Annotated in this window: 19 protein-coding genes; 15 read left to right on the forward strand and 4 right to left on the reverse strand. The window is 56.4% G+C overall.

Annotation, left to right across the window (positions count from 1 at the left end):
- Positions 1-35 precede the first annotated feature (35 nt).
- Complete coding sequence (locus ACOTXT_RS12010; RefSeq protein ID WP_021242857.1) at positions 36-842, reverse strand: dienelactone hydrolase family protein; 807 nt, start codon at positions 840-842, stop codon at positions 36-38.
- Between the two features lie 255 nt (positions 843-1,097).
- Here ACOTXT_RS12010 and udp point away from each other — a divergent pair, with 255 nt between their 5' ends.
- From udp to tatD, 9 genes are all read left to right on the forward strand, one after another.
- Positions 1,098-1,859, forward strand: coding sequence for a uridine phosphorylase (gene udp / locus ACOTXT_RS12015; protein ID WP_003860792.1), 762 nt, complete (start codon positions 1,098-1,100; stop codon positions 1,857-1,859).
- Between the two features lie 140 nt (positions 1,860-1,999).
- Positions 2,000-3,457, forward strand: coding sequence for a DNA recombination protein RmuC (rmuC, locus tag ACOTXT_RS12020; RefSeq protein WP_023326278.1), 1,458 nt, complete (start codon positions 2,000-2,002; stop codon positions 3,455-3,457).
- Positions 3,458-3,523: 66 nt separating this feature from the next.
- Entirely contained in the window at positions 3,524-4,279 is a 756-nt protein-coding gene (gene ubiE, locus ACOTXT_RS12025) for a bifunctional demethylmenaquinone methyltransferase/2-methoxy-6-polyprenyl-1,4-benzoquinol methylase UbiE (RefSeq protein ID WP_008501525.1), read from the forward strand.
- Between the two features lie 13 nt (positions 4,280-4,292).
- Positions 4,293-4,898, forward strand: coding sequence for a ubiquinone biosynthesis protein UbiJ (gene ubiJ / locus ACOTXT_RS12030; RefSeq protein ID WP_055321515.1), 606 nt, complete (start codon positions 4,293-4,295; stop codon positions 4,896-4,898).
- Entirely contained in the window at positions 4,895-6,535 is a 1,641-nt protein-coding gene (gene ubiB, locus ACOTXT_RS12035; protein ID WP_008501523.1) for a ubiquinone biosynthesis regulatory protein kinase UbiB, read from the forward strand. The genes ubiJ and ubiB overlap by 4 nt, the downstream gene beginning before the upstream one ends.
- A gap of 76 nt (positions 6,536-6,611) precedes the next feature.
- The gene (gene tatA, locus ACOTXT_RS12040; RefSeq protein ID WP_008501522.1) at positions 6,612-6,866 is read left to right on the forward strand and encodes a Sec-independent protein translocase subunit TatA; all 255 of its coding nucleotides are present in this window, start codon (positions 6,612-6,614) and stop codon (positions 6,864-6,866) included.
- Positions 6,867-6,869: 3 nt separating this feature from the next.
- Positions 6,870-7,412: a Sec-independent protein translocase protein TatB gene (gene tatB, locus ACOTXT_RS12045; RefSeq protein ID WP_008501521.1), complete on the forward strand. Its 543-nt coding sequence runs from the start codon at positions 6,870-6,872 to the stop codon at positions 7,410-7,412.
- Positions 7,413-7,414: 2 nt separating this feature from the next.
- A complete protein-coding gene (gene tatC, locus ACOTXT_RS12050) occupies positions 7,415-8,185 on the forward strand; it encodes a Sec-independent protein translocase subunit TatC (protein ID WP_008501520.1) in 771 nt (256 codons plus the stop codon).
- Positions 8,186-8,226: 41 nt separating this feature from the next.
- Positions 8,227-9,009, forward strand: coding sequence for a 3'-5' ssDNA/RNA exonuclease TatD (gene tatD / locus ACOTXT_RS12055; protein ID WP_059359206.1), 783 nt, complete (start codon positions 8,227-8,229; stop codon positions 9,007-9,009).
- Here tatD and rfaH read toward each other — a convergent pair.
- Complete coding sequence (rfaH, locus tag ACOTXT_RS12060) at positions 9,006-9,497, reverse strand: transcription/translation regulatory transformer protein RfaH (protein WP_008501518.1); 492 nt, start codon at positions 9,495-9,497, stop codon at positions 9,006-9,008. The genes tatD and rfaH overlap by 4 nt on opposite strands.
- 170 nt (positions 9,498-9,667) lie before the next feature.
- Between rfaH and ubiD the strand changes: the two genes are divergently transcribed.
- Positions 9,668-11,161 carry a 4-hydroxy-3-polyprenylbenzoate decarboxylase gene (gene ubiD, locus ACOTXT_RS12065; protein ID WP_008501517.1) on the forward strand — a complete coding sequence of 498 codons (1,494 nt, stop codon included), beginning with the start codon at positions 9,668-9,670 and terminating at the stop codon, positions 11,159-11,161.
- A 42-nt stretch (positions 11,162-11,203) separates the two neighbouring features.
- Complete coding sequence (gene fre / locus ACOTXT_RS12070) at positions 11,204-11,905, forward strand: NAD(P)H-flavin reductase (RefSeq protein ID WP_021242862.1); 702 nt, start codon at positions 11,204-11,206, stop codon at positions 11,903-11,905.
- Between the two features lie 161 nt (positions 11,906-12,066).
- Here fre and fadA read toward each other — a convergent pair whose 3' ends face one another.
- Positions 12,067-13,230, reverse strand: a complete 1,164-nt coding sequence (gene fadA / locus ACOTXT_RS12075) for an acetyl-CoA C-acyltransferase FadA (RefSeq protein ID WP_008501515.1) — start codon at positions 13,228-13,230, stop codon at positions 12,067-12,069.
- Positions 13,231-13,239: 9 nt separating this feature from the next.
- The gene (gene fadB, locus ACOTXT_RS12080) at positions 13,240-15,429 is read right to left on the reverse strand and encodes a fatty acid oxidation complex subunit alpha FadB (protein WP_039025145.1); all 2,190 of its coding nucleotides are present in this window, start codon (positions 15,427-15,429) and stop codon (positions 13,240-13,242) included.
- A 189-nt stretch (positions 15,430-15,618) separates the two neighbouring features.
- Here fadB and pepQ point away from each other — a divergent pair, with 189 nt between their 5' ends.
- The 4 genes from pepQ to hemG are packed head-to-tail and all read left to right on the forward strand — an operon-like array spanning position 15,619 to position 19,611.
- A complete protein-coding gene (gene pepQ, locus ACOTXT_RS12085) occupies positions 15,619-16,950 on the forward strand; it encodes a Xaa-Pro dipeptidase (protein ID WP_008501513.1) in 1,332 nt (443 codons plus the stop codon).
- Positions 16,950-17,564, forward strand: coding sequence for an IMPACT family protein (locus tag ACOTXT_RS12090; protein WP_008501512.1), 615 nt, complete (start codon positions 16,950-16,952; stop codon positions 17,562-17,564). The genes pepQ and ACOTXT_RS12090 overlap by 1 nt, the downstream gene beginning before the upstream one ends.
- A gap of 39 nt (positions 17,565-17,603) precedes the next feature.
- Positions 17,604-19,055, forward strand: a complete 1,452-nt coding sequence (trkH, locus tag ACOTXT_RS12095; RefSeq protein WP_008501511.1) for a Trk system potassium transporter TrkH — start codon at positions 17,604-17,606, stop codon at positions 19,053-19,055.
- Between the two features lie 10 nt (positions 19,056-19,065).
- A complete protein-coding gene (gene hemG, locus ACOTXT_RS12100; protein WP_055321518.1) occupies positions 19,066-19,611 on the forward strand; it encodes a menaquinone-dependent protoporphyrinogen IX dehydrogenase in 546 nt (181 codons plus the stop codon).
- The last annotated feature ends 184 nt before the right edge of the window (positions 19,612-19,795 follow it).

Genomic DNA, 19,795 nt, shown 5'->3' on the forward strand with positions numbered 1-19,795 from the left:
GGCCCGGTAAGGCGTAGACGCCACCGGGCTTTTTTTTACGCTTTTTTACCGCCGTACTGGCTGAACCACGCCAGCATTCTCTGCCAGCCGTCTTTGGCTGATTCCGCGTGATAGCTCGGACGATAATCCGCGTTAAACGCGTGCCCGGCATCCGGATACACCACGATCTCCGCCTTCGCATTGGCCGCACGGAGCGCATGGCGCATGGTCTCTACCGAATCCAGCGAAATACCGGTGTCCTGACCGCCATAAAGCCCTAACACAGGCGCATTTAACTCCGTGGCGATATCCACGGGATGTTTCGGTGAATTGAGCGTTTTTTCACCTACCAGTTTACCGTACCAGGCCACAGCGGCTTTAAGCTGCGGGTTATGCGCGGCATACAGCCAGCTGATGCGTCCGCCCCAGCAGAAACCGGTGACCAGCAGACGATGGGGATCGCCCCCGTTGCGCGCCGCCCAGCTGGCGACGTGGTCGAGATCGGCCAGCACCTGCGCGTCCGGGACTTTGCTGACCAGGTTGCTGAGCAAGGTGGGAATATCGCTGTAATCGTTCGGATCGCCCTGGCGAAAGTAGAGCTCTGGCGCAACGGCCAGATAGCCTTCCAGCGCCAGCCGGCGGCAGAGGTCGCGAATGTGTTCGTGAACGCCGAAAATTTCCTGAACCACGATCACGATGGGCAGCGGACCGTCTGCCGATTTTGGTCGTGCGTGGTAAGCAGGCATATTCTCTCCCTGCGAGGGAATAGAGGTCTCACCCGCCGTGATGGCCTCTTCAGACGTTGAGACGATGGTTGAGGCATGCGGGGCCGCAGCAGGTGCAAAACCGGTTTTTTCAGTCATGGCATTCTCCGTACCAATGAGTTAGCGCAAAGGTAAATATAGTCACCAGGTTAACAACTCACAGTGCCTTAAACGGTCTATCTTTTGTGCAGCACCTGACGATATAACTTGTTAATGTGATGTAAATCACCTTTTTATGGAAATTCAATGCAATCATTTTCATTCATGGTGAGATGTGTCACGAAATTATGCTTTCCGCTTCTGTAAAGTACCGTTTTACTTCTTCTGACTAACCGACCCACAGAGGAGTCACCTATGTCTAAGTCTGATGTTTTTCATCTCGGCCTCACTAAAAACGATTTACAAGGGGCTACGCTCGCTATCGTCCCTGGCGATCCGGAGCGTGTGGAAAAGATCGCCGCGCTGATGGATAAGCCGGTTAAGCTGGCAGCCCATCGTGAATTCACCACCTGGCGCGCAGAGCTGGATGGTAAAGCCGTGATCGTGTGTTCTACCGGTATCGGTGGCCCGTCTACGTCTATTGCTGTTGAAGAGCTGGCACAGCTGGGCATTCGTACTTTCCTGCGTATCGGTACGACCGGTGCTATTCAGCCGCACATCAACGTGGGCGACGTGCTGGTCACGACCGCGTCCGTGCGTCTGGATGGCGCAAGCCTGCACTTTGCGCCGATGGAATTCCCGGCAGTAGCAGACTTTGAATGTACCACCGCGCTGGTTGAAGCCGCGAAATCCGTTGGCGCGACCACTCACGTGGGTGTAACCGCTTCGTCCGATACCTTCTATCCCGGTCAGGAGCGTTACGACACCTTCTCTGGCCGCGTGGTAAGCCGCTTCAAAGGCTCTATGGAAGAGTGGCAGTCCATGGGCGTGATGAACTACGAAATGGAATCCGCCACGCTGCTGACCATGTGCGCAAGCCAGGGCCTGCGTGCCGGTATGGTGGCGGGCGTTATCGTCAACCGTACTCAGCAGGAAATCCCGAACGCTGAAACCATGAAGCAGACCGAAAGTCATGCGGTGAAAATCGTGGTTGAAGCCGCGCGTCGCCTGATCTAATCCTCTCCTTTCGAAATCAAAGGCCGACACGTTCGGCCTTTATTTTTTGCGTAGCGCCTCGCAGGAAAACCCTTTCAAACTGGACGTTTATACAGCACAATCTTATTTTGTGCGGGTAATACGTTGATGCAGGGGGCATTGTGGATATCTCAGTCCTGATTTATGCGGTGATTGCGCTGGCGGGCGTGGCGATAGGCTGGCTCATTTCCAGCTATCAGCATGCACAGCAGAAGGCCGATCAGCTGGCTGAACGCGAAGAGATCGTCGCCGAATTAAGCGCGGCAAAGCAGCAGCTTGCGCTGAGTGATCACTGGCGAGAGGAGTGCGAGTTACTCAACAACGAGCTGCGCAACCTGAGAGATATCAACACCTCGCTGGAGGCCGATCTCCGCGAAGTGACCACCCGGCTGGAATCCACTCAACTGCATGCGGAAGATAAAATCCGCCAGATGATCAACAGCGAGCAGCGCCTCAGCGAACAGTTTGAAAACCTCGCGAACCGTATTTTTGAGCACAGCAACCGCCGCGTTGACGAGCAGAACCGCCAGAGCCTGAACAGCCTGCTGACGCCCCTGCGTGAACAGCTGGACGGCTTCCGCCGCCAGGTACAGGACAGCTTTGGTCAGGAAGCCCGAGAGCGGCACACCCTGGCGCATGAAATCCGCAATCTCCAGCAGCTGAATGCCCAGATGGCGCAGGAGGCGGTCAACCTCACCCGCGCGCTTAAAGGGGATAACAAAACCCAGGGCAACTGGGGAGAAGTGGTGCTGACCCGCGTCCTGGAAGCCTCTGGCCTGCGGGAAGGGTATGAATACGAAACCCAGGTGAGTATCGAAAACGATGCCCGCTCGCGAATGCAGCCGGATGTGATTGTGCGGCTGCCGCAGGGCAAAGATGTGGTGATTGACGCCAAAATGACGCTGGTGGCGTATGAGCGTTACTTCAATGCGGAGGATGACTACACCCGAGAATCGGCGCTGCAGGAGCACATTGCCTCGGTGCGTAATCATATTCGCCTGCTCGGCAGGAAAGACTATCAGCAGCTACCGGGGCTGCGCTCGCTGGACTATGTCCTGATGTTTATTCCGGTCGAGCCCGCGTTTCTGCTGGCACTCGACAGGCAGCCTGAACTCATCACCGAAGCGCTTAAAAATAATATTATGCTGGTCAGCCCCACCACGCTGCTGGTGGCCTTACGCACGATTGCGAACCTGTGGCGCTACGAGCACCAGAGCCGCAACGCGCAGCAGATTGCCGACCGCGCCAGCAAGCTGTACGACAAAATGCGCCTCTTCGTGGACGACATGTCCTCAGTCGGGCAGAGCCTGGACCGCGCGCAGGATAACTACCGTCAGGCCATGAAAAAACTCGCCTCCGGACGTGGCAATCTTCTGGCGCAGGCCGAATCATTCCGCAGCCTGGGGGTTGAGGTGAAACGCGAGATTAATCCGGAATTGGTTGAACAGGCTACCGCCCAGGACGACGAGTTTCGCCTGCGTGAAGGGGCGGACGAACAAAAGACAAACAGTGAAGACAACACGTTAGCGGCCGATTTATCACCGAACGACTCCCCGGCGCGTTTCTTTCGCGGTGGTTGAAACGTAGGGCAATTGCGCCCAATCTGTTACACTTCACGAACATTTTACTGATTAGCAGGCTCTGAGATGGTTGACGATTCACAAGACACAACGCACTTTGGCTTTCAGACTGTCGCCAAAGCGCAGAAAGCTGACATGGTGGCCCACGTATTTCATTCCGTGGCGGCGAAGTACGATGTGATGAATGATCTGATGTCGTTCGGCATTCATCGCTTGTGGAAGCGCTTCACTATCGACTGTAGCGGCGTGCGTCGTGGACAAACGGTGCTGGATTTAGCCGGTGGTACGGGCGATTTAACTGCAAAGTTCTCACGTCTTGTGGGCGAAACCGGTCGCGTTGTTCTGGCAGACATTAATGACTCCATGCTCAAAATGGGACGCGAAAAGCTGCGTAACATCGGCGTGGTGGGGAATGTGGAATATGTGCAGGCAAATGCCGAAGCACTGCCGTTCCCGGATAATACCTTTGACTGCATCACGATCTCCTTCGGTCTGCGTAACGTGACCGATAAAGAAAAAGCGCTGCGCTCCATGTATCGCGTGCTGAAGCCGGGTGGACGCCTGCTGGTGCTCGAATTCTCCAAACCGATTATCGAGCCGCTGAGCAAAGCTTACGACGCCTATTCCTTCCACGTGCTGCCGCGCATCGGTGAGCTGGTGGCTAACGACGCGGAAAGCTATCGCTATCTGGCGGAATCTATCCGTATGCACCCGGACCAAGACACCTTAAAAGCCATGATGCAGGATGCTGAATTCGAGAACGTTGAATATTTCAACCTGACGGCGGGTGTCGTCGCGCTGCATCGCGGTTACAAGTTCTGAGTGGAGGTGTCCCGTGCCCTTTAAACCCTTAGTCTCCGCAGGTATCGAAAACGTACTGAATGCCTTTCTCTATCGCGCACCAGCGTTGAAAGCTGCGCGTCAGCGGCTAAACGGGAAGGTATTACGCATTGTTTTAAAAGAGTTCTCGACGCAGCTGGTGCTGGTCTTCAGCGAACGCCAGCTTGACGTTCTGGGGGCGTGGGAAGGTGACGCCGACTGCTCGGTCATCACGCACATGAGCGTGCTGCCAAAACTGCGCGATCGCCAGCAATTAACGGCACTTATCCGCAGCGGTGAGCTGGAAGTGGAAGGCGACATTCAGGTCGTGCAGAACTTCGTTGCGCTTACCGATCTGGCGGAGTTTGATCCGGCAGAGCTGCTCGCGCCGTTTATCGGTGACATTGCCGCGGAAGGCATCGGGAAGGTTCTTCATGGTGGCGCGTCCTTTGCGCGTAAAAGCCTGCTACGTCAGCAACGCTATGCGGCGGAAGTACTGACTGAAGAGTGGCGAATGGCCCCCGGACCGCTGGAAGTGGCATGGTTTGCGGAAGAAACCGCGGCTGTTGAACGTGCGGTTGATGCGTTAACCAAACGGCTGGAAAAACTGGAGGGCAAATGACGCCTGGTGAAATTCGGCGCCTCTACTTCATTATTCGTACCTTTTTGAGCTACGGGCTCGACGAGCTTATCCCTAAAATGCGTATCACGCTGCCGCTTCGTATCTGGCGGCGGATGCTGTTCTGGATGCCTAACCGCCATAAAGGTCAGCCGCTTGGCGAACGCCTGCGCCTGGCGCTGCAGGAGCTTGGCCCGGTATGGATTAAGTTCGGGCAGATGCTGTCGACCCGCCGCGATCTCTTTCCGCCGCACATTGCCGATGAACTGGCGATGCTGCAGGACCGTGTTGCCCCGTTTGACGGGGTGAGGGCGAAGAAACAGATCGAAGAGGCGATGGGTAATCTTCCCGTTGAAACCTGGTTTGACGATTTCGAAATAGAACCGCTGGCGTCGGCTTCTATTGCTCAGGTGCACACTGCGCGTCTGAAAGAAAACGGCAAAGAGGTGGTGATTAAGGTGATCCGCCCGGATATTCTGCCGATCATCAAAGCCGACATGAAGCTGATTTACCGTCTGGCCCGTTGGGTTCCGCGTTTATTACCTGATGGCCGCCGACTGCGCCCGATGGAAGTGGTGCGGGAATATGAAAAAACGCTGATTGATGAGCTAAACCTGCTGCGCGAATCGGCAAACGCTATTCAGCTGCGTCGCAACTTTGAAAACAGCCCGATGCTTTATGTCCCTGAAGTCTATTCTGACTACTGCAGCCAGAACATGATGGTGATGGAGCGTATCTACGGTATTCCGGTTTCGGATGTGGTGGCCCTGGAGAAGCAGGGAACGAACATGAAGCTGTTGGCCGAGCGTGGCGTGCAGGTCTTCTTCACCCAGGTGTTCCGCGACAGCTTTTTCCATGCGGACATGCACCCGGGCAATATCTTCGTGAGCTACGAGCACCCTGAGGATCCGAAGTATATCGGTATCGACTGCGGGATTGTGGGGTCGCTGAATAAAGAAGATAAACGGTATCTGGCCGAGAACTTCATCGCGTTCTTCAACCGCGACTACCGTAAGGTGGCCGAGCTGCACGTCGATTCCGGCTGGGTGCCGCCGGACACCAACGTCGAAGAGTTCGAGTTTGCGATCCGGACCGTTTGCGAACCGATTTTTGAAAAACCGCTGGCGGAAATCTCCTTTGGGCATGTGCTGTTGAACCTGTTCAACACGGCTCGCCGCTTTAATATGGAAGTTCAGCCACAGCTAGTTTTACTTCAGAAAACACTACTTTACGTTGAGGGTGTAGGCCGACAGCTCTATCCTCAGTTAGACTTGTGGAAGACCGCGAAACCCTTCCTGGAATCCTGGATTAAGGATCAGGTTGGCATTCCGGCGCTGGTGCGCTCGCTGAAAGAGAAAGGCCCGTTCTGGATAGAAAAAATGCCTGAAATTCCTGAACTGGTTTATGACAGTTTGCGTCAGAGCAAGAACCTTCAGCACAGCATGGATAAAATCGCTCGCGAACTTCAGTCCAGCCGTGTTCGCCAGGGCCAGTCACGCTATCTCTTTGGGATTGGCGCAACGCTGCTGCTGAGCGGCACGCTGCTGCTGATCAACCGCCCGGAGTGGCAGATGATGCCCGCCTGGCTGATGGCCGCCGGGGTGGTTGTCTGGCTTGCCGGATGGCGAAAAACGCGCTGAGTTTGCGTCGCTATCGACAGGTCGCATACGTATAATGCGACCTGACTTATTAATCATCTATCCCTGAGGAACATGTATGGGTGGTATCAGTATCTGGCAATTGTTGATCATTGCCGTCATCGTCGTGCTGCTGTTTGGCACCAAAAAGCTCGGTTCTATTGGTTCCGATCTGGGCGCGTCTATCAAAGGCTTCAAAAAAGCGATGAGCGATGATGAGAGCAAGCAGGATAAAACCAGCCAGGACGCTGACTTTACTGCTAAATCCATCACCGACAAGCAAGAAGAAGCCAAAAAGGAAGACGCTAAACGCCACGATAAAGAGCAGGTGTAAGTCGTGTTCGACATTGGTTTTAGTGAGCTCCTGCTGGTCTTTGTGATTGGCCTGATCGTGCTGGGGCCTCAGCGTCTGCCGGTGGCAGTGAAAACCGTTGCGGGCTGGGTTCGTGCGCTGAGATCGCTGGCATCGACCGTTCAGAATGAACTGGCCCAGGAGCTTAAGCTGCAGGAATTTCAGGAAAGCCTGAAAAAGGTTGAGAAGGCGAGCATGGATAACCTGACGCCGGAACTGAAAGCGTCAATGGATGAGTTGCGCGAAGCGGCGGAATCCATGAAGCGCTCCTATAGCATCAACGATCCTGAAAAAGCGAGCGACGAAGCGAACACCATCCATAACCCGGTGGTGAAGGGCAGCGAAGAACAGCGTGAGGGCGTCACGCCTGCCAGCGCTGAACATCAGGCTGCTGCGCCTGAACAGACGCCGCAGGAAACCGAAGTGAAAAAACAGGTGCAGCCGGAAAAGCCCGTGGTTAACGCTGCCGAGGCAAAACCCGCCGCGCCCGTTTCCGAATCATCCCCCTCGTCGAGTGATAAAGCGTAAACATGGCTGTAGATGATACTCAACCGCTGATTACGCACCTCATAGAGCTGCGTAAGCGTCTGTTAAACTGCATTATTGCGGTTCTCGTTATTTTTCTATGCCTGGTCTATTTCGCCAACGATATCTACCAGGTGGTTTCTGCGCCGCTGATCAAGCAGATGCCGCTGGGCGCAACGATGATTGCAACAGACGTTGCTTCTCCGTTCTTTACCCCCATCAAGCTGACCTTCTGGGTGTCGTTGATTGCCTCTGCGCCCGTCATTCTGTACCAGGTGTGGGCCTTTGTGGCGCCGGCACTGTATAAGCACGAACGCAAGCTGGTCATTCCGCTGCTGGTATCCAGTTCGCTGCTGTTCTATATCGGCATGGCGTTTGCCTATTTCGTTGTCTTCCCGCTGGCCTTCGGCTTCCTGACGCATACCGCGCCGGAAGGCGTCCAGGTGTCGACGGATATCGCCAGCTATCTTAGCTTTGTGATGGCGCTGTTTATGGCGTTTGGCGTGGCATTCGAAGTGCCGGTGGCCATTGTGCTGCTCTGCTGGGTAGGGGTCACCACGCCGGATGACCTGCGTAAGAAGCGTCCGTATATCCTGGTCGGCGCCTTCGTTGTCGGCATGCTGTTGACCCCGCCGGATGTATTCTCCCAGACGCTGCTGGCCATACCGATGTACTGCCTGTTTGAGGTCGGCGTCTTCTTCTCACGGTTCTACGTGGGTAAAGGGCGTCGGTCGGATGACGAAGACGATACGTCCGACAAGACCACTGAAGAGTAAAACCAGCCGCCCGTCAGGGCGGTTGTTATATGGGGATTCGCATGTTTGATATCGGACTCAACCTGACCAGCTCGCAGTTTGCGAAAGATCGCGATGAAGTGGTTGCGCGCGCGTTTGCCGCCGGGGTGAAAGGACTGCTGCTGACGGGCACCAACCTGCATGAGAGCGAGCAGGCACAGCAGCTGGCGCAACGCTACGAACGCTGTTGGTCTACCGCTGGCGTGCATCCTCACGACAGCAGCCAGTGGACCCCGGAAAGCGGGGAAACCCTGCGCAGGCTGGCGAAGACACCAGAAGTGGTGGCGATTGGCGAATGCGGCCTCGATTTCAACCGTAACTTTTCCACGCCTGAAGAGCAGGAAAAGGCGTTCACTGCCCAGCTTGCGCTGGCGGCAGAGCTTGAAATGCCCGTATTTATGCACTGCCGCGACGCGCATGAGCGTTTCCTGACTCTGCTGGATCCGTGGCTCGAGAAACTGCCCGGCGCGGTGCTGCACTGTTTTACCGGCTCACGGCAGGAGGCGCTGGAGTGCCTGGAGCGCGGGCTTTATCTGGGGATTACCGGCTGGGTTTGCGATGAGCGCCGCGGGCTTGAGCTTCGGGAGCTGCTACCCGCGATCCCGGCTGACCGGTTGCTCCTTGAAACGGATGCGCCCTATCTGCTCCCGCGCGATATGCAACCCAAACCGGCATCGCGACGTAATGAGCCCGCTTATCTGGGGCACATAGTTGAGCGCGTCGCGACGTGGCGCGGAGAGGATCCGCACTGGCTTTCCGCACAGACGGATGACAACGTGCGTAATCTGTTTGGGATAAACGTTTAAAGTTTGCGGAAGTCGGTGTTTTTAACGCTCTGCAGTACCTGCTTGTTCAGCAGATTAAGCAACAGCATAGAGCGCGCTTCCCCGTCCGGCTCGGCAAAAATCGCCTGCAGGCCTTCGAAAGCCCCTTCGGTAATCACGACGCTATCGCCCGTGTAGGGCGTTTCCGGGTCGGTAAGGTCTTCGGGCTGCTGATAAATCGACAGCTGGTGGATGACCGATGAGGGAACCGTCGCAGGGTGAGCGCCAAAGCGAACAAAATGGCTCACGCCGCGCGTGGCGCTGATGGTGGTGGTGTGGATCACCTCAGGGTCGAACTCCACGAACAGGTAGTTCGGGAACAACGGCTCGCTCACGGTTGTGCGCTTCCCGCGCTGCATCTTTTCAAGCGTGATCACGGGCGTCAGGCAATTGACAGACTGACGTTCAAGATGTTCCTGCGCGCGCTGAAGTTGCCCGCGTTTGCAATACAGTAAATACCAGGCCTGCATAATCACTCTTTCCCTTAGTTCGGGGCGCAAGCATATCAAAACCCTGGCGGGATCGCTAAGTTGATTATAATGGGCGAAAATGGGACAGAACGCATAACTTCACGCTAATTTAACAAAATTACAGCATCAAGCAGGCTTACGCCGTATAATGAAGCGCTTACAGAGAGGCCATGATTAACTGCATGAAATACCACGATCTCCGCGACTTCCTGACGCTGCTGGAAAAGCAGGGTGAACTCAAACGTATTACCCTTCCTGTCGATCCTTATCTGGAGATGACAGAAATTGCTGACCGCACCCTGCGTGCCGGTGGCCCCGCATTACTGTTTGAAAATCCGAAAGGGTACGCCATGCCAGTGCTGTGCAACCTGTTTGGTACACCGCGTCGCGTCGCACTGGGGATGGGGCAGGAAGACGTCACGGCCCTGCGCGAAGTCGGTAAGCTGCTGGCGTTTCTTAAAGAGCCGGAGCCGCCGAAAGGCTTCCGCGATCTGTTCGACAAGCTGCCGCAGTTTAAGCAGGTGCTAAACATGCCCACCAAACGCCTGCGCGGCGCGCCGTGCCAGCAGAAGGTGCTGGAAGGCGATGCGGTTGATTTGACTAAAATCCCTATCATGCAGTGCTGGCCGGAAGATGCCGCGCCGCTGATCACCTGGGGACTGACCGTCACGCGCGGTCCGCACAAAGAGCGCCAGAATCTTGGTATTTACCGCCAGCAGTTGATTGGCAAGAATAAGCTCATCATGCGCTGGCTGTCGCATCGCGGCGGCGCGCTCGATTTCCAGGAGTGGTGTGCTGCGCGTCCGGGTGAACGTTTCCCGGTGTCTGTCGCGCTCGGCGCCGATCCGGCCACCATTCTGGGAGCCGTCACGCCCGTACCGGATACGCTCTCGGAATATGCCTTTGCAGGCCTGCTGCGCGGAACGAAAACGGAAGTCGTGAAGTGTATCTCTAACGATCTTGAAGTCCCGGCCAGTGCAGAAATTGTGCTGGAAGGTTACATTGAGCAGGGTGAACTGGCGCCAGAAGGCCCTTACGGCGACCACACCGGCTATTACAACGAAGTGGATAACTTCCCGGTGTTTACCGTGACGCACATTACGCAGCGTGAAGATGCGATTTATCACTCCACGTATACCGGGCGTCCACCGGATGAACCGGCAGTACTGGGCGTGGCGCTGAATGAAGTGTTTGTGCCGATCCTGCAAAAGCAGTTCCCGGAAATTGTTGATTTTTATCTGCCGCCTGAAGGATGCTCGTATCGCCTGGCAGTGGTCACGATGAAGAAGCAGTATCCTGGTCACGCGAAACGCGTGATGATGGGCGTGTGGTCTTTCCTGCGCCAGTTTATGTATACCAAATTTGTTATTGTCTGCGATGATGACGTTAACGCCCGCGACTGGAATGACGTAATCTGGGCCATTACCACGCGAATGGACCCGGCGCGCGATACGGTGTTAGTCGAAAACACGCCGATAGATTACCTGGATTTTGCCTCGCCGGTTTCCGGCCTTGGCTCAAAAATGGGACTGGATGCCACAAATAAATGGCCTGGCGAAACCGATCGTGAATGGGGTCGCCCGATCAAAAAAGATCCTGCTGTGACCGCGCGCATTGATGCGATCTGGGACGAACTGGCCATAATGAATAACGGTAAACCCTGAGCTGACCGTTAAGCCCTATAGACTTCCCGACAGAGAGAGCGAATGACAACCTTAAGCTGTAAAGTGACCTCGGTAGATGCCATCACCGACACCGTATATCGCGTCCGTTTAGTGCCAGAAGCGCCATTCTCTTTCCGCGCGGGTCAGTATCTGATGGTCGTGATGGATGAGCGTGATAAGCGTCCTTTCTCTATGGCCTCAACGCCAGCGGAGCAGGAATTTATTGAGCTTCATATTGGTGCGTCAGAGCTTAACCTGTATGCGATGGCCGTCATGGACCGCATTCTGAAAGAGCGCGAGATCGTGGTGGATATTCCGCACGGCGAGGCATGGCTGCGCGATGACGAAGACCGTCCACTGATCCTGATCGCCGGTGGTACAGGTTTCTCCTACGTGCGCTCCATTCTGCTGACTGCCCTGGCGCGTAACCCGGAACGTGATATCACCATCTACTGGGGCGGCCGCGAAGAGAAGCACCTGTATGACCTGTCCGAACTCGAAGCGCTGAGCGTCACCCATCCTAACCTGCGCATTGAGCCGGTGGTTGAGCAGCCGGAAGAGGGCTGGCGCGGGCGTAGCGGTACGGTACTGACGGCAGTGCTGCAGGATCACGGTACGCTGGCAGGACATGACATCTATATTGCAGGGCGTTTCGAGATGGCGAAAATCGCCCGCGATCTGTTCTGTAACGAACGTGATGCGCGTGAAGACCGCCTCTTTGGCGATGCGTTTGCCTTCATTTAAATAAAAAACCCGCCCCTGACAGGCGGGAAGAACGGCAACTAAACTGTTTCTCTTCGCCAGTGACACGACTGGCGGCGAGGTACCTCTCGTAGGCCGGGAAAGCGCAGCGCCTCCCGGCAAAAGCCCGATGGCGCGATGCTTATCGGGCCTACGTTATAGCCTTACACTCTCTCAAACACCGTCGCGATACCCTGACCCAGACCGATACACATCGTTGCCAGACCAAACTGGGCATCTTTGCGTTCCATCAGGTTGATCAGCGTCGTGCTGATACGCGCCCCGGAACAGCCCAGCGGGTGTCCGAGGGCGATCGCGCCGCCGTTGAGGTTAATCTTCTCGTCGATCTGCTCCATCAGCCCCAGATCTTTAATGCACGGCAGGATCTGCGCGGCGAACGCTTCGTTCATCTCAAACAGATCGATGTCGCTGGCGGTTAAGCCCGCTTTTTTCAGCGCCAGCTTTGAAGCCGGAACCGGGCCGTAGCCCATGATCGACGGATCGCAGCCCACGACCGCCATCGAACGTACCCGAGCACGAGGCGTTAACCCCAGCTCGCGGGCGCGACTTTCGCTCATCACCAGCATCGCGGCGGCGCCGTCGGACAGCGCCGACGAAGTACCTGCCGTGACCGTACCGGTGACGGGGTCAAACGCCGGACGCAGGGTGGAAAGCGCTTCGACGGTGGTTTCCGGGCGAATGACTTCATCGTAGCTGAACTGCTTCAGAACGCCGTCTGCATCGTGGCCGCCGGTCGGGATGATCTCGTTCTTAAAGGCACCGGACTGCGTGGCTGCCCAGGCGCGAGCGTGAGAGCGCGCGGCAAAGGCATCCTGCATTTCGCGGCTGATGCCGTGCAGGCGGGAGAGCATCTCGGCGGTCAGACCCATCATCCCCGCAGCTTTCGCCACGTTGCGGCTCATGCCGGGATGGAAGTCGACCCCGTGACTCATCGGGACGTGACCCATGTGCTCGACGCCGCCCACCAGGCAAGCCTGCGCATCGCCGGTCATGATCATGCGGGCCGCGTCGTGCAGCGCCTGCATTGACGAACCGCACAGGCGGTTGACGGTGACGGCCGGAACCGAATGCGGGATCTCCGCCAGCAGCGACGCGTTGCGGGCGATGTTGAAGCCCTGCTCCAGGGTCTGCTGCACGCAGCCCCAGTAGATATCGTCCAGCGCAGCCGGATCCAGCGCCGGGTTACGCGCCAGCAGGCTACGCATCAGGTGCGCGGAGAGGTCTTCCGCACGCACGTTACGGAACGCGCCGCCTTTTGAACGGCCCATCGGGGTGCGAATCGCATCAACAATGACAACCTTTTCCATTGTGACTCCTTAAGCCGTTTTCAGCTCGCCAACCGGACGGGCTGGCTCAACTGCGGGATAGTAGGGTTCGTTATGGCGCGCTTTGTTACGCAGCCCTTCCGGCACTTCATACAGCGGGCCGAGGTGCTGATACTGCTGGGCCATATCGAGATAGCGGGCGCTGCCGAGCGTGTCCAGCCAGCGGAACGCGCCGCCGTGGAACGGAGGGAAGCCGAGGCCATACACCAGCGCCATGTCGGCTTCTGCCGGGCTGGCGATAATGCCTTCTTCGAGGCAACGCACCACTTCGTTAATCATCGGGATCATCATCCGGGCGATGATTTCATCGTCGGTGAAGTCGCGTTTTGGCTGACTGACGTCGGCCAGCAGGCCATCCACCGCCGGATCTTCTTCTTTCTTCGGTTTGCCTTTGCTGTCTTCTTTATAGCGCCAGAAGCCCAGGCCGTTTTTCTGACCGAAGCGGTTAGCGTCGAACAGCGCGTCAATCGCGTCGCGATAGTCTTTCTGCATGCGCTGCGGGAAACCTGCCGCCATCACCGCCTGGGCGTGGTGGGCGGTATCAATGCCCACAACGTCCAGCAGATACGCCGGGCCCATCGGCCAGCCGAACTGTTTTTCCATCACTTTGTCGATTTTGCGGAAGTCCGCGCCGTCGCGCAGCAGCTGGCTAAAACCGGCGAAGTAAGGGAACAGCACGCGGTTGACGAAGAAGCCCGGGCAGTCGTTAACGACGATCGGCGTTTTGCCCATCTTGCTGGCCCATGCCACCACTTTAGCGATGGTGTCGTCAGAGGTTTTTTCCCCGCGGATCACTTCGACCAGCGGCATACGGTGTACCGGGTTGAAGAAGTGCATACCGCAGAAGTTTTCCGGACGCTTCAGCACGCTCGCCAGTTCGCTGATTGGAATGGTGGAGGTGTTAGAGGCCAGAACGGTACCCGGGCGAACCTTGTCTTCCGTTTCCGCCAGCACCGCTTTTTTCACTTTCGGGTTCTCGACGACGGCTTCGACCACCACGTCGACACGATCGAAACCGCTGTATTCCAGCACGGGCTGAATGGTGGAGATCACGCCTGCGAGCTTCAGTCCGTCAATTTTGCCGCGCTCAAGCTGTTTATTCAGCAGCTTGGCCGCTTCGGTCATGCCCAGCGTCAGGGATTTCTCGTTGATGTCTTTCATCACTACCGGCACGCCTTTCCAGGCAGACTGGTAGGCGATGCCGCCACCCATAATGCCCGCGCCGAGTACCGCCGCATGTTTTGGCGTCTCAACGTTTTTGGTCAGCTGTTTGGCTTTGCCTTTCACGAACTGATCGTTCAGGAAGATACCGACCAGCGCGCGAGCCTCATTGGTGTGCGCCAGCGGGACAAAGCTCTGATTTTCGAGCTTTAGCGCTTCATCGCGCCCGAAACGGGCAGCCGCTTCAATGGTTTTCACCGCCGCGATCGGCGCCGGGTAGTGTTTACCCGCCGTCTGCATCACCATGCCTTTGGCGATGGTGAAGCTCATGGTGGCTTCAATCTTGCTGAGTTTTAACGGTTCCAGCTTCGGCTGGCGTTTGGCCTTCCAGTCGAGCTCGCCGTTAATGGCCTGACGCAGAATGGCGAGTGCGCCTTCAACAAGCTTCTCAGGTTTCACCACGCCGTCGACCAGGCCAATTTTCTGCGCCTGTTCGGCGCCGACGTCTTTACCCGCGGCAATGATCTCCAGCGCGCTGTCGGCGCCCAGCATGCGCGGCATACGGACGGAGCCGCCAAAGCCCGGCATAATGCCCAGCTTGGTTTCCGGCAGGCCGATGCGCAGATCCGGCGTCGCCAGGCGGTAGTCGGTCGCCAGCACGCACTCACAGCCGCCGCCCAGCGCGTAGCCGTTAACGGCGGAAATGGTCGGGACAGGCAGATCTTCCAGACGATTAAAGACGCTATTGGCAAAGTGCAGCCACTGGCTCAGCTGTTCTTCCGGCACCAGGAAGAGCGAAAGGAATTCGGTGATATCGGCACCGACGATAAAGGCCGCTTTGTTCGAGCGCAGCAGCAGCCCTTTTAATTCAGTTTGTTTTTCCAGAACATCCAGCGCCTGGCCAAGACTGGCCACCGTCGCGGTATCAAGCTTATTGACTGAGCCGGGGGCATCGAACACGAGTTCGGCAATGCCATCTTCCAGCCAGTTGAGGTACAGGGTGTCGCCTTTGTAGAGCATGTCAGTCTCCTGAATCCAGCAAGTGGATCTGGTCATACCAGATGAGTCGGAGTGTGGGATTTATGTTAATAAAATGCAAATTACTCATTAAGAAATTGCTGCATTGATCACGGTCGGTGGAAATCACGCAGGCGGAGTGAGGTGTGCTAAGATGCGATGACTTGAGGTCAAAAAACGAAAGGAATAATGATGGACTCACTGGCTTCGCTTTATAAAAATCATATCGTTACCCTACAGGAACGTACCCGCGATGTACTGGCCCGCTTTAAGCTGGATGCGCTGCTGATCCACTCCGGCGAGCTGATGAATACCTTTCTGGATGACCACGCTTATCCGTTCAAGGTGAACCCACAGTTTAAGGCCTGGGTACCAGTGACGCAGGTTCCCAACTGCTGGCTGCTGGTGGATGGTGTGAACAAGCCGAAACTGTGGTTCTACCTGCCGGTCGATTACTGGCACAACGTTGAGCCGCTGCCGACCTCTTTCTGGACGGAGGAAATTGAGGTCATTGCGCTGCCAAAAGCGGACGGCATTGGCGGCCAGCTGCCTGCCGCGCGTGGCAACATCGCTTATATTGGTCCTGTTCCGGAGCGTGCATTAAGCCTGGATATTGCGGCAGACAAGCTCAACCCGAAAGGGGTGCTGGATTACCTCCACTATTACCGCGCGTATAAAACCGACTACGAACTTTACTGCATGCGTGAAGCGCAAAAGACCGCGGTAAACGGTCACCGTGCGGCGCATGAAGCCTTCCAGTCCGGCATGAGCGAGTTCGATATCAACCAGGCGTACCTGACCGCCACCGGTCATCGCGATACCGACGTGCCGTACAGCAACATTGTCGCGCTCAACGAGCACGCGTCCGTCCTGCACTACACCAAACTGGATCACCAGGTTCCTTCAGAAATGCGCAGCTTCCTGCTGGACGCAGGGGCCGAGTACAACGGCTACGCGGCCGATCTGACCCGTACCTGGGCGGCAAATGCGGATACCGATTTTGCACAGCTGATCAAAGACGTGAACGATGAACAGCTGGCGCTGATTGGCACTATGAAGGCGGGAACCAGCTACGTGGACTACCACATCCAGTTCCATCAGCGCATTGCTAAACTGCTGCGTAAGCATCAGATTGTGAAAGACATGAGCGAAGAGGCGATGGTCGAGAACGATCTGACCGGGCCATTTATGCCGCACGGTATCGGCCACCCGCTGGGCCTGCAGGTGCACGACGTTGCGGGCTTTATGCAGGATGATACCGGTACGCACCTGGCGGCACCGTCTAAATATCCTTACCTGCGCTGCACCCGTATTCTGGAGCCGCGCATGGTGTTGACGATTGAACCGGGGATCTACTTTATCGAATCCCTGCTGGCGCCGTGGCGTGAAGGCCAGTTCAGCAAGCACTTCAACTGGGCAAAAATTGACGCGCTGAAGCCGTTTGGCGGCATTCGTATCGAAGATAACGTGGTGATTCACGAAAACGGTATCGAGAATATGACGCGAGACCTGAAGCTGGCCTGATGGAAAGCTGGCTGATACCGGCTGAACCGGTCACCTTTGTTGAGGAAATCAAGAAAAGCCGCTTTATTACGCTGCTGGCGCATACCGACGGCGTAGAGGCGGCAAAAGCGTTTGTCGAGTCCGTCCGGGCTGAGCATCCTGACGCCCGTCACCACTGCGTGGCGTGGGTAGCAGGGCCGCCGGACGATTCGCAGCAGCTGGGGTTTTCCGATGACGGTGAACCGGCGGGCACGGCCGGTAAACCCATGCTCTCGCAGCTGATGGGTAGCGGCGTGGGTGAAATTACCGCCGTGGTGGTGCGCTACTACGGCGGCATCCTGTTAGGTACGGGTGGGCTGGTAAAAGCGTATGGCGGCGGCGTTCAGCAGGCACTGAATATCCTGAAGACCACCCGCAAAACGCCTCTCACCGAATATACTTTGTTATGCGATTACGCCCAGCTCTCGGGTATTGAAGCGCTGCTGAGGCAGTTTAACGGTGTCATCGCACACAGTGAATATCAGGCGATGGTGCAATTACGCGTGGCGCTTCCTCAGGCGGAACTGGCTGCTTTTTCAGCAAAACTGGCTGATTTTAGTCGTGGTTCATTGCAATTGCTGCCGATTGAAGAATAATCCCCACCTCACTTTTGAATACCAAAGGAAGCGGCAGAGATGCATTTTCGTGCCATAACCCGAATCGTTGGACTGCTGGTCATACTCTTTTCCGGGACGATGATTATCCCTGGACTGGTGGCGCTTATCTACCGGGACGGGGCGGGGCGGGCATTTACCCAGACCTTCTTTGTCGCGCTGGCGATCGGCTCCCTGCTGTGGTGGCCGAACCGTCGTCAGAAAGGTGAGCTGAAATCTCGCGAAGGCTTTCTGATTGTGGTCCTGTTCTGGACGGTGTTGGGGAGCGTCGGTTCGCTGCCCTTTATCTTCTCTGAACAGCCTAACCTGAGCATCACGGATGCCTTCTTTGAATCCTTCTCCGGCTTAACGACGACCGGGGCCACGACGCTGGTGGGGCTGGATTCGCTGCCGCACGCGATTCTCTTTTATCGCCAGATGCTGCAGTGGTTCGGCGGTATGGGGATCATCGTCCTGGCGGTGGCCATCCTGCCGATTCTGGGCGTCGGGGGGATGCAGCTCTATCGCGCCGAAATGCCAGGACCGCTGAAAGATAACAAGATGCGGCCGCGTATTGCCGAGACGGCGAAAACCCTGTGGCTGATTTATGTCTTGCTGACGGTAGCCTGTGCGCTGGCGCTATGGTTTGCCGGGATGCCTGCGTTTGATGCTATCGGACACAGTTTTGCGACGATTGCCATCGGCGGGTTCTCCACCCACGATGCCAGCGTGGGCTATTTCGACAGCCCAACGATTAACACTATCATTGCCATTTTCCTGCTGATCTCCGGCTGTAACTACGGCCTGCACTTCTCTTTACTGAGCGGGCGCAGCCTGAAGGTGTACTGGCGTGACCCTGAGTTCCGCATGTTCATTGGGGTCCAGCTGACGCTGGTGATCATCTGTACGCTGGTGCTGTGGTTCCATGATGTCTATAACTCCGCGTTGACCACGCTAAACCAGGCCTTCTTCCAGGTGGTGTCGATGGCGACGACCGCCGGGTTTACCACGGACAGCATCGCCCGTTGGCCGCTGTTCCTGCCGGTGCTTCTGCTCTGTTCCGCGTTTATCGGCGGCTGTGCGGGGTCGACGGGCGGTGGTCTGAAGGTGATCCGTATTCTGCTGCTGTTCAAGCAGGGCAACCGTGAGCTGAAGCGTCTGGTCCACCCCAATGCGGTCTACAGCATTAAGCTGGGGAACCGCGCGCTGCCGGAACGTATCCTCGAAGCGGTGTGGGGATTCTTCTCGGCGTATGCACTGGTCTTTATCGTCAGTATGCTGGCGATTATCGCGACGGGTGTGGATGATTTCTCCGCCTTTGCGTCCGTCGTCGCAACATTGAATAACCTCGGGCCTGGCCTGGGCGTGGTGGCGGATAACTTTGCCAGTATGAACCCGGTCGCGAAATGGATCCTCATCGCCAATATGCTGTTTGGTCGTCTTGAGGTCTTTACGCTGCTGGTGCTGTTCACCCCTACATTCTGGCGCGAGTAAGGAGCCGTTGATGAAAACATTGATTCTTTTCTCTACGCGAGACGGACAAACGCGTGAGATTGCCGCATACCTTGCATCGGAATTAAAAGAGTTGGGTATTTACTCGGATGTGGTGAACCTGAACCGTGCGGAACAGATTGCCTGGCAGGATTACGACCGCGTGGTGATTGGTGCATCTATTCGTTACGGGCATTTCCATCCGGCGCTGGATCGCTTTGTGAAAAAGCACGCGGCTGTGCTCAATAAATTGCCCGGCGCGTTTTACTCGGTCAATCTGGTTGCGCGTAAAGCGGAGAAGCGCACGCCACAGACCAACAGCTACACGCGCAAGTTTTTACTCAGCTCGCCGTGGCAGCCAGACCTGTGCGCCGTTTTTGCCGGCGCGCTGCGCTACCCTCGCTACCGCTGGTATGACCGCTTTATGATCCGTCTAATTATGAAGATGACGGGGGGAGAAACCGATACGCGTAAAGAAGTGGTTTATACCGACTGGTCGCAGGTAGCCAGTTTTGCGCGGGAAATCGCACATTTAACGGGCGATTCGCGACTTAAATAAGCGTTAAGTTTGAAAAGTGAGCGAACGAAAAGTTTTTTGTATTTTGTGCTTGTCACTTCAGAATAACTCCCTATAATGCGCCTCCACTGACACGGAACAACGGCACACACGCCGCCGGGTCAGCAGAGAATAGCGAAAATAAACGCTTGACTCTGAAGCGGGAAAGCGTAATATGCACACCCCG

It is taken from the genome of Enterobacter cloacae complex sp. IR5422, assembly GCF_049238165.1.
GTDB classification, from domain to species: domain Bacteria; phylum Pseudomonadota; class Gammaproteobacteria; order Enterobacterales; family Enterobacteriaceae; genus Enterobacter; species Enterobacter roggenkampii.

Bases quoted from the DNA above. Each gene is read 5' to 3' on its own strand.
- ACOTXT_RS12010 (WP_021242857.1), bottom strand. From the start codon at position 842: ATGACTGAAAAAACCGGTTTTGCACCTGCTGCGGCCCCGCATGCCTCA.
- udp (WP_003860792.1), top strand. From the start codon at position 1,098: ATGTCTAAGTCTGATGTTTTTCATCTCGGCCTCACTAAAAACGATTTA.
- ubiE (WP_008501525.1), top strand. From the start codon at position 3,524: ATGGTTGACGATTCACAAGACACAACGCACTTTGGCTTTCAGACTGTC.
- ubiB (WP_008501523.1), top strand. From the start codon at position 4,895: ATGACGCCTGGTGAAATTCGGCGCCTCTACTTCATTATTCGTACCTTT.
- tatA (WP_008501522.1), top strand. From the start codon at position 6,612: ATGGGTGGTATCAGTATCTGGCAATTGTTGATCATTGCCGTCATCGTC.
- tatC (WP_008501520.1), top strand. From the start codon at position 7,415: ATGGCTGTAGATGATACTCAACCGCTGATTACGCACCTCATAGAGCTG.
- tatD (WP_059359206.1), top strand. From the start codon at position 8,227: ATGTTTGATATCGGACTCAACCTGACCAGCTCGCAGTTTGCGAAAGAT.
- rfaH (WP_008501518.1), bottom strand. From the start codon at position 9,497: ATGCAGGCCTGGTATTTACTGTATTGCAAACGCGGGCAACTTCAGCGC.
- ubiD (WP_008501517.1), top strand. From the start codon at position 9,668: ATGATTAACTGCATGAAATACCACGATCTCCGCGACTTCCTGACGCTG.
- fre (WP_021242862.1), top strand. From the start codon at position 11,204: ATGACAACCTTAAGCTGTAAAGTGACCTCGGTAGATGCCATCACCGAC.
- fadA (WP_008501515.1), bottom strand. From the start codon at position 13,230: ATGGAAAAGGTTGTCATTGTTGATGCGATTCGCACCCCGATGGGCCGT.
- fadB (WP_039025145.1), bottom strand. From the start codon at position 15,429: ATGCTCTACAAAGGCGACACCCTGTACCTCAACTGGCTGGAAGATGGC.
- pepQ (WP_008501513.1), top strand. From the start codon at position 15,619: ATGGACTCACTGGCTTCGCTTTATAAAAATCATATCGTTACCCTACAG.
- ACOTXT_RS12090 (WP_008501512.1), top strand. From the start codon at position 16,950: ATGGAAAGCTGGCTGATACCGGCTGAACCGGTCACCTTTGTTGAGGAA.
- trkH (WP_008501511.1), top strand. From the start codon at position 17,604: ATGCATTTTCGTGCCATAACCCGAATCGTTGGACTGCTGGTCATACTC.
- hemG (WP_055321518.1), top strand. From the start codon at position 19,066: ATGAAAACATTGATTCTTTTCTCTACGCGAGACGGACAAACGCGTGAG.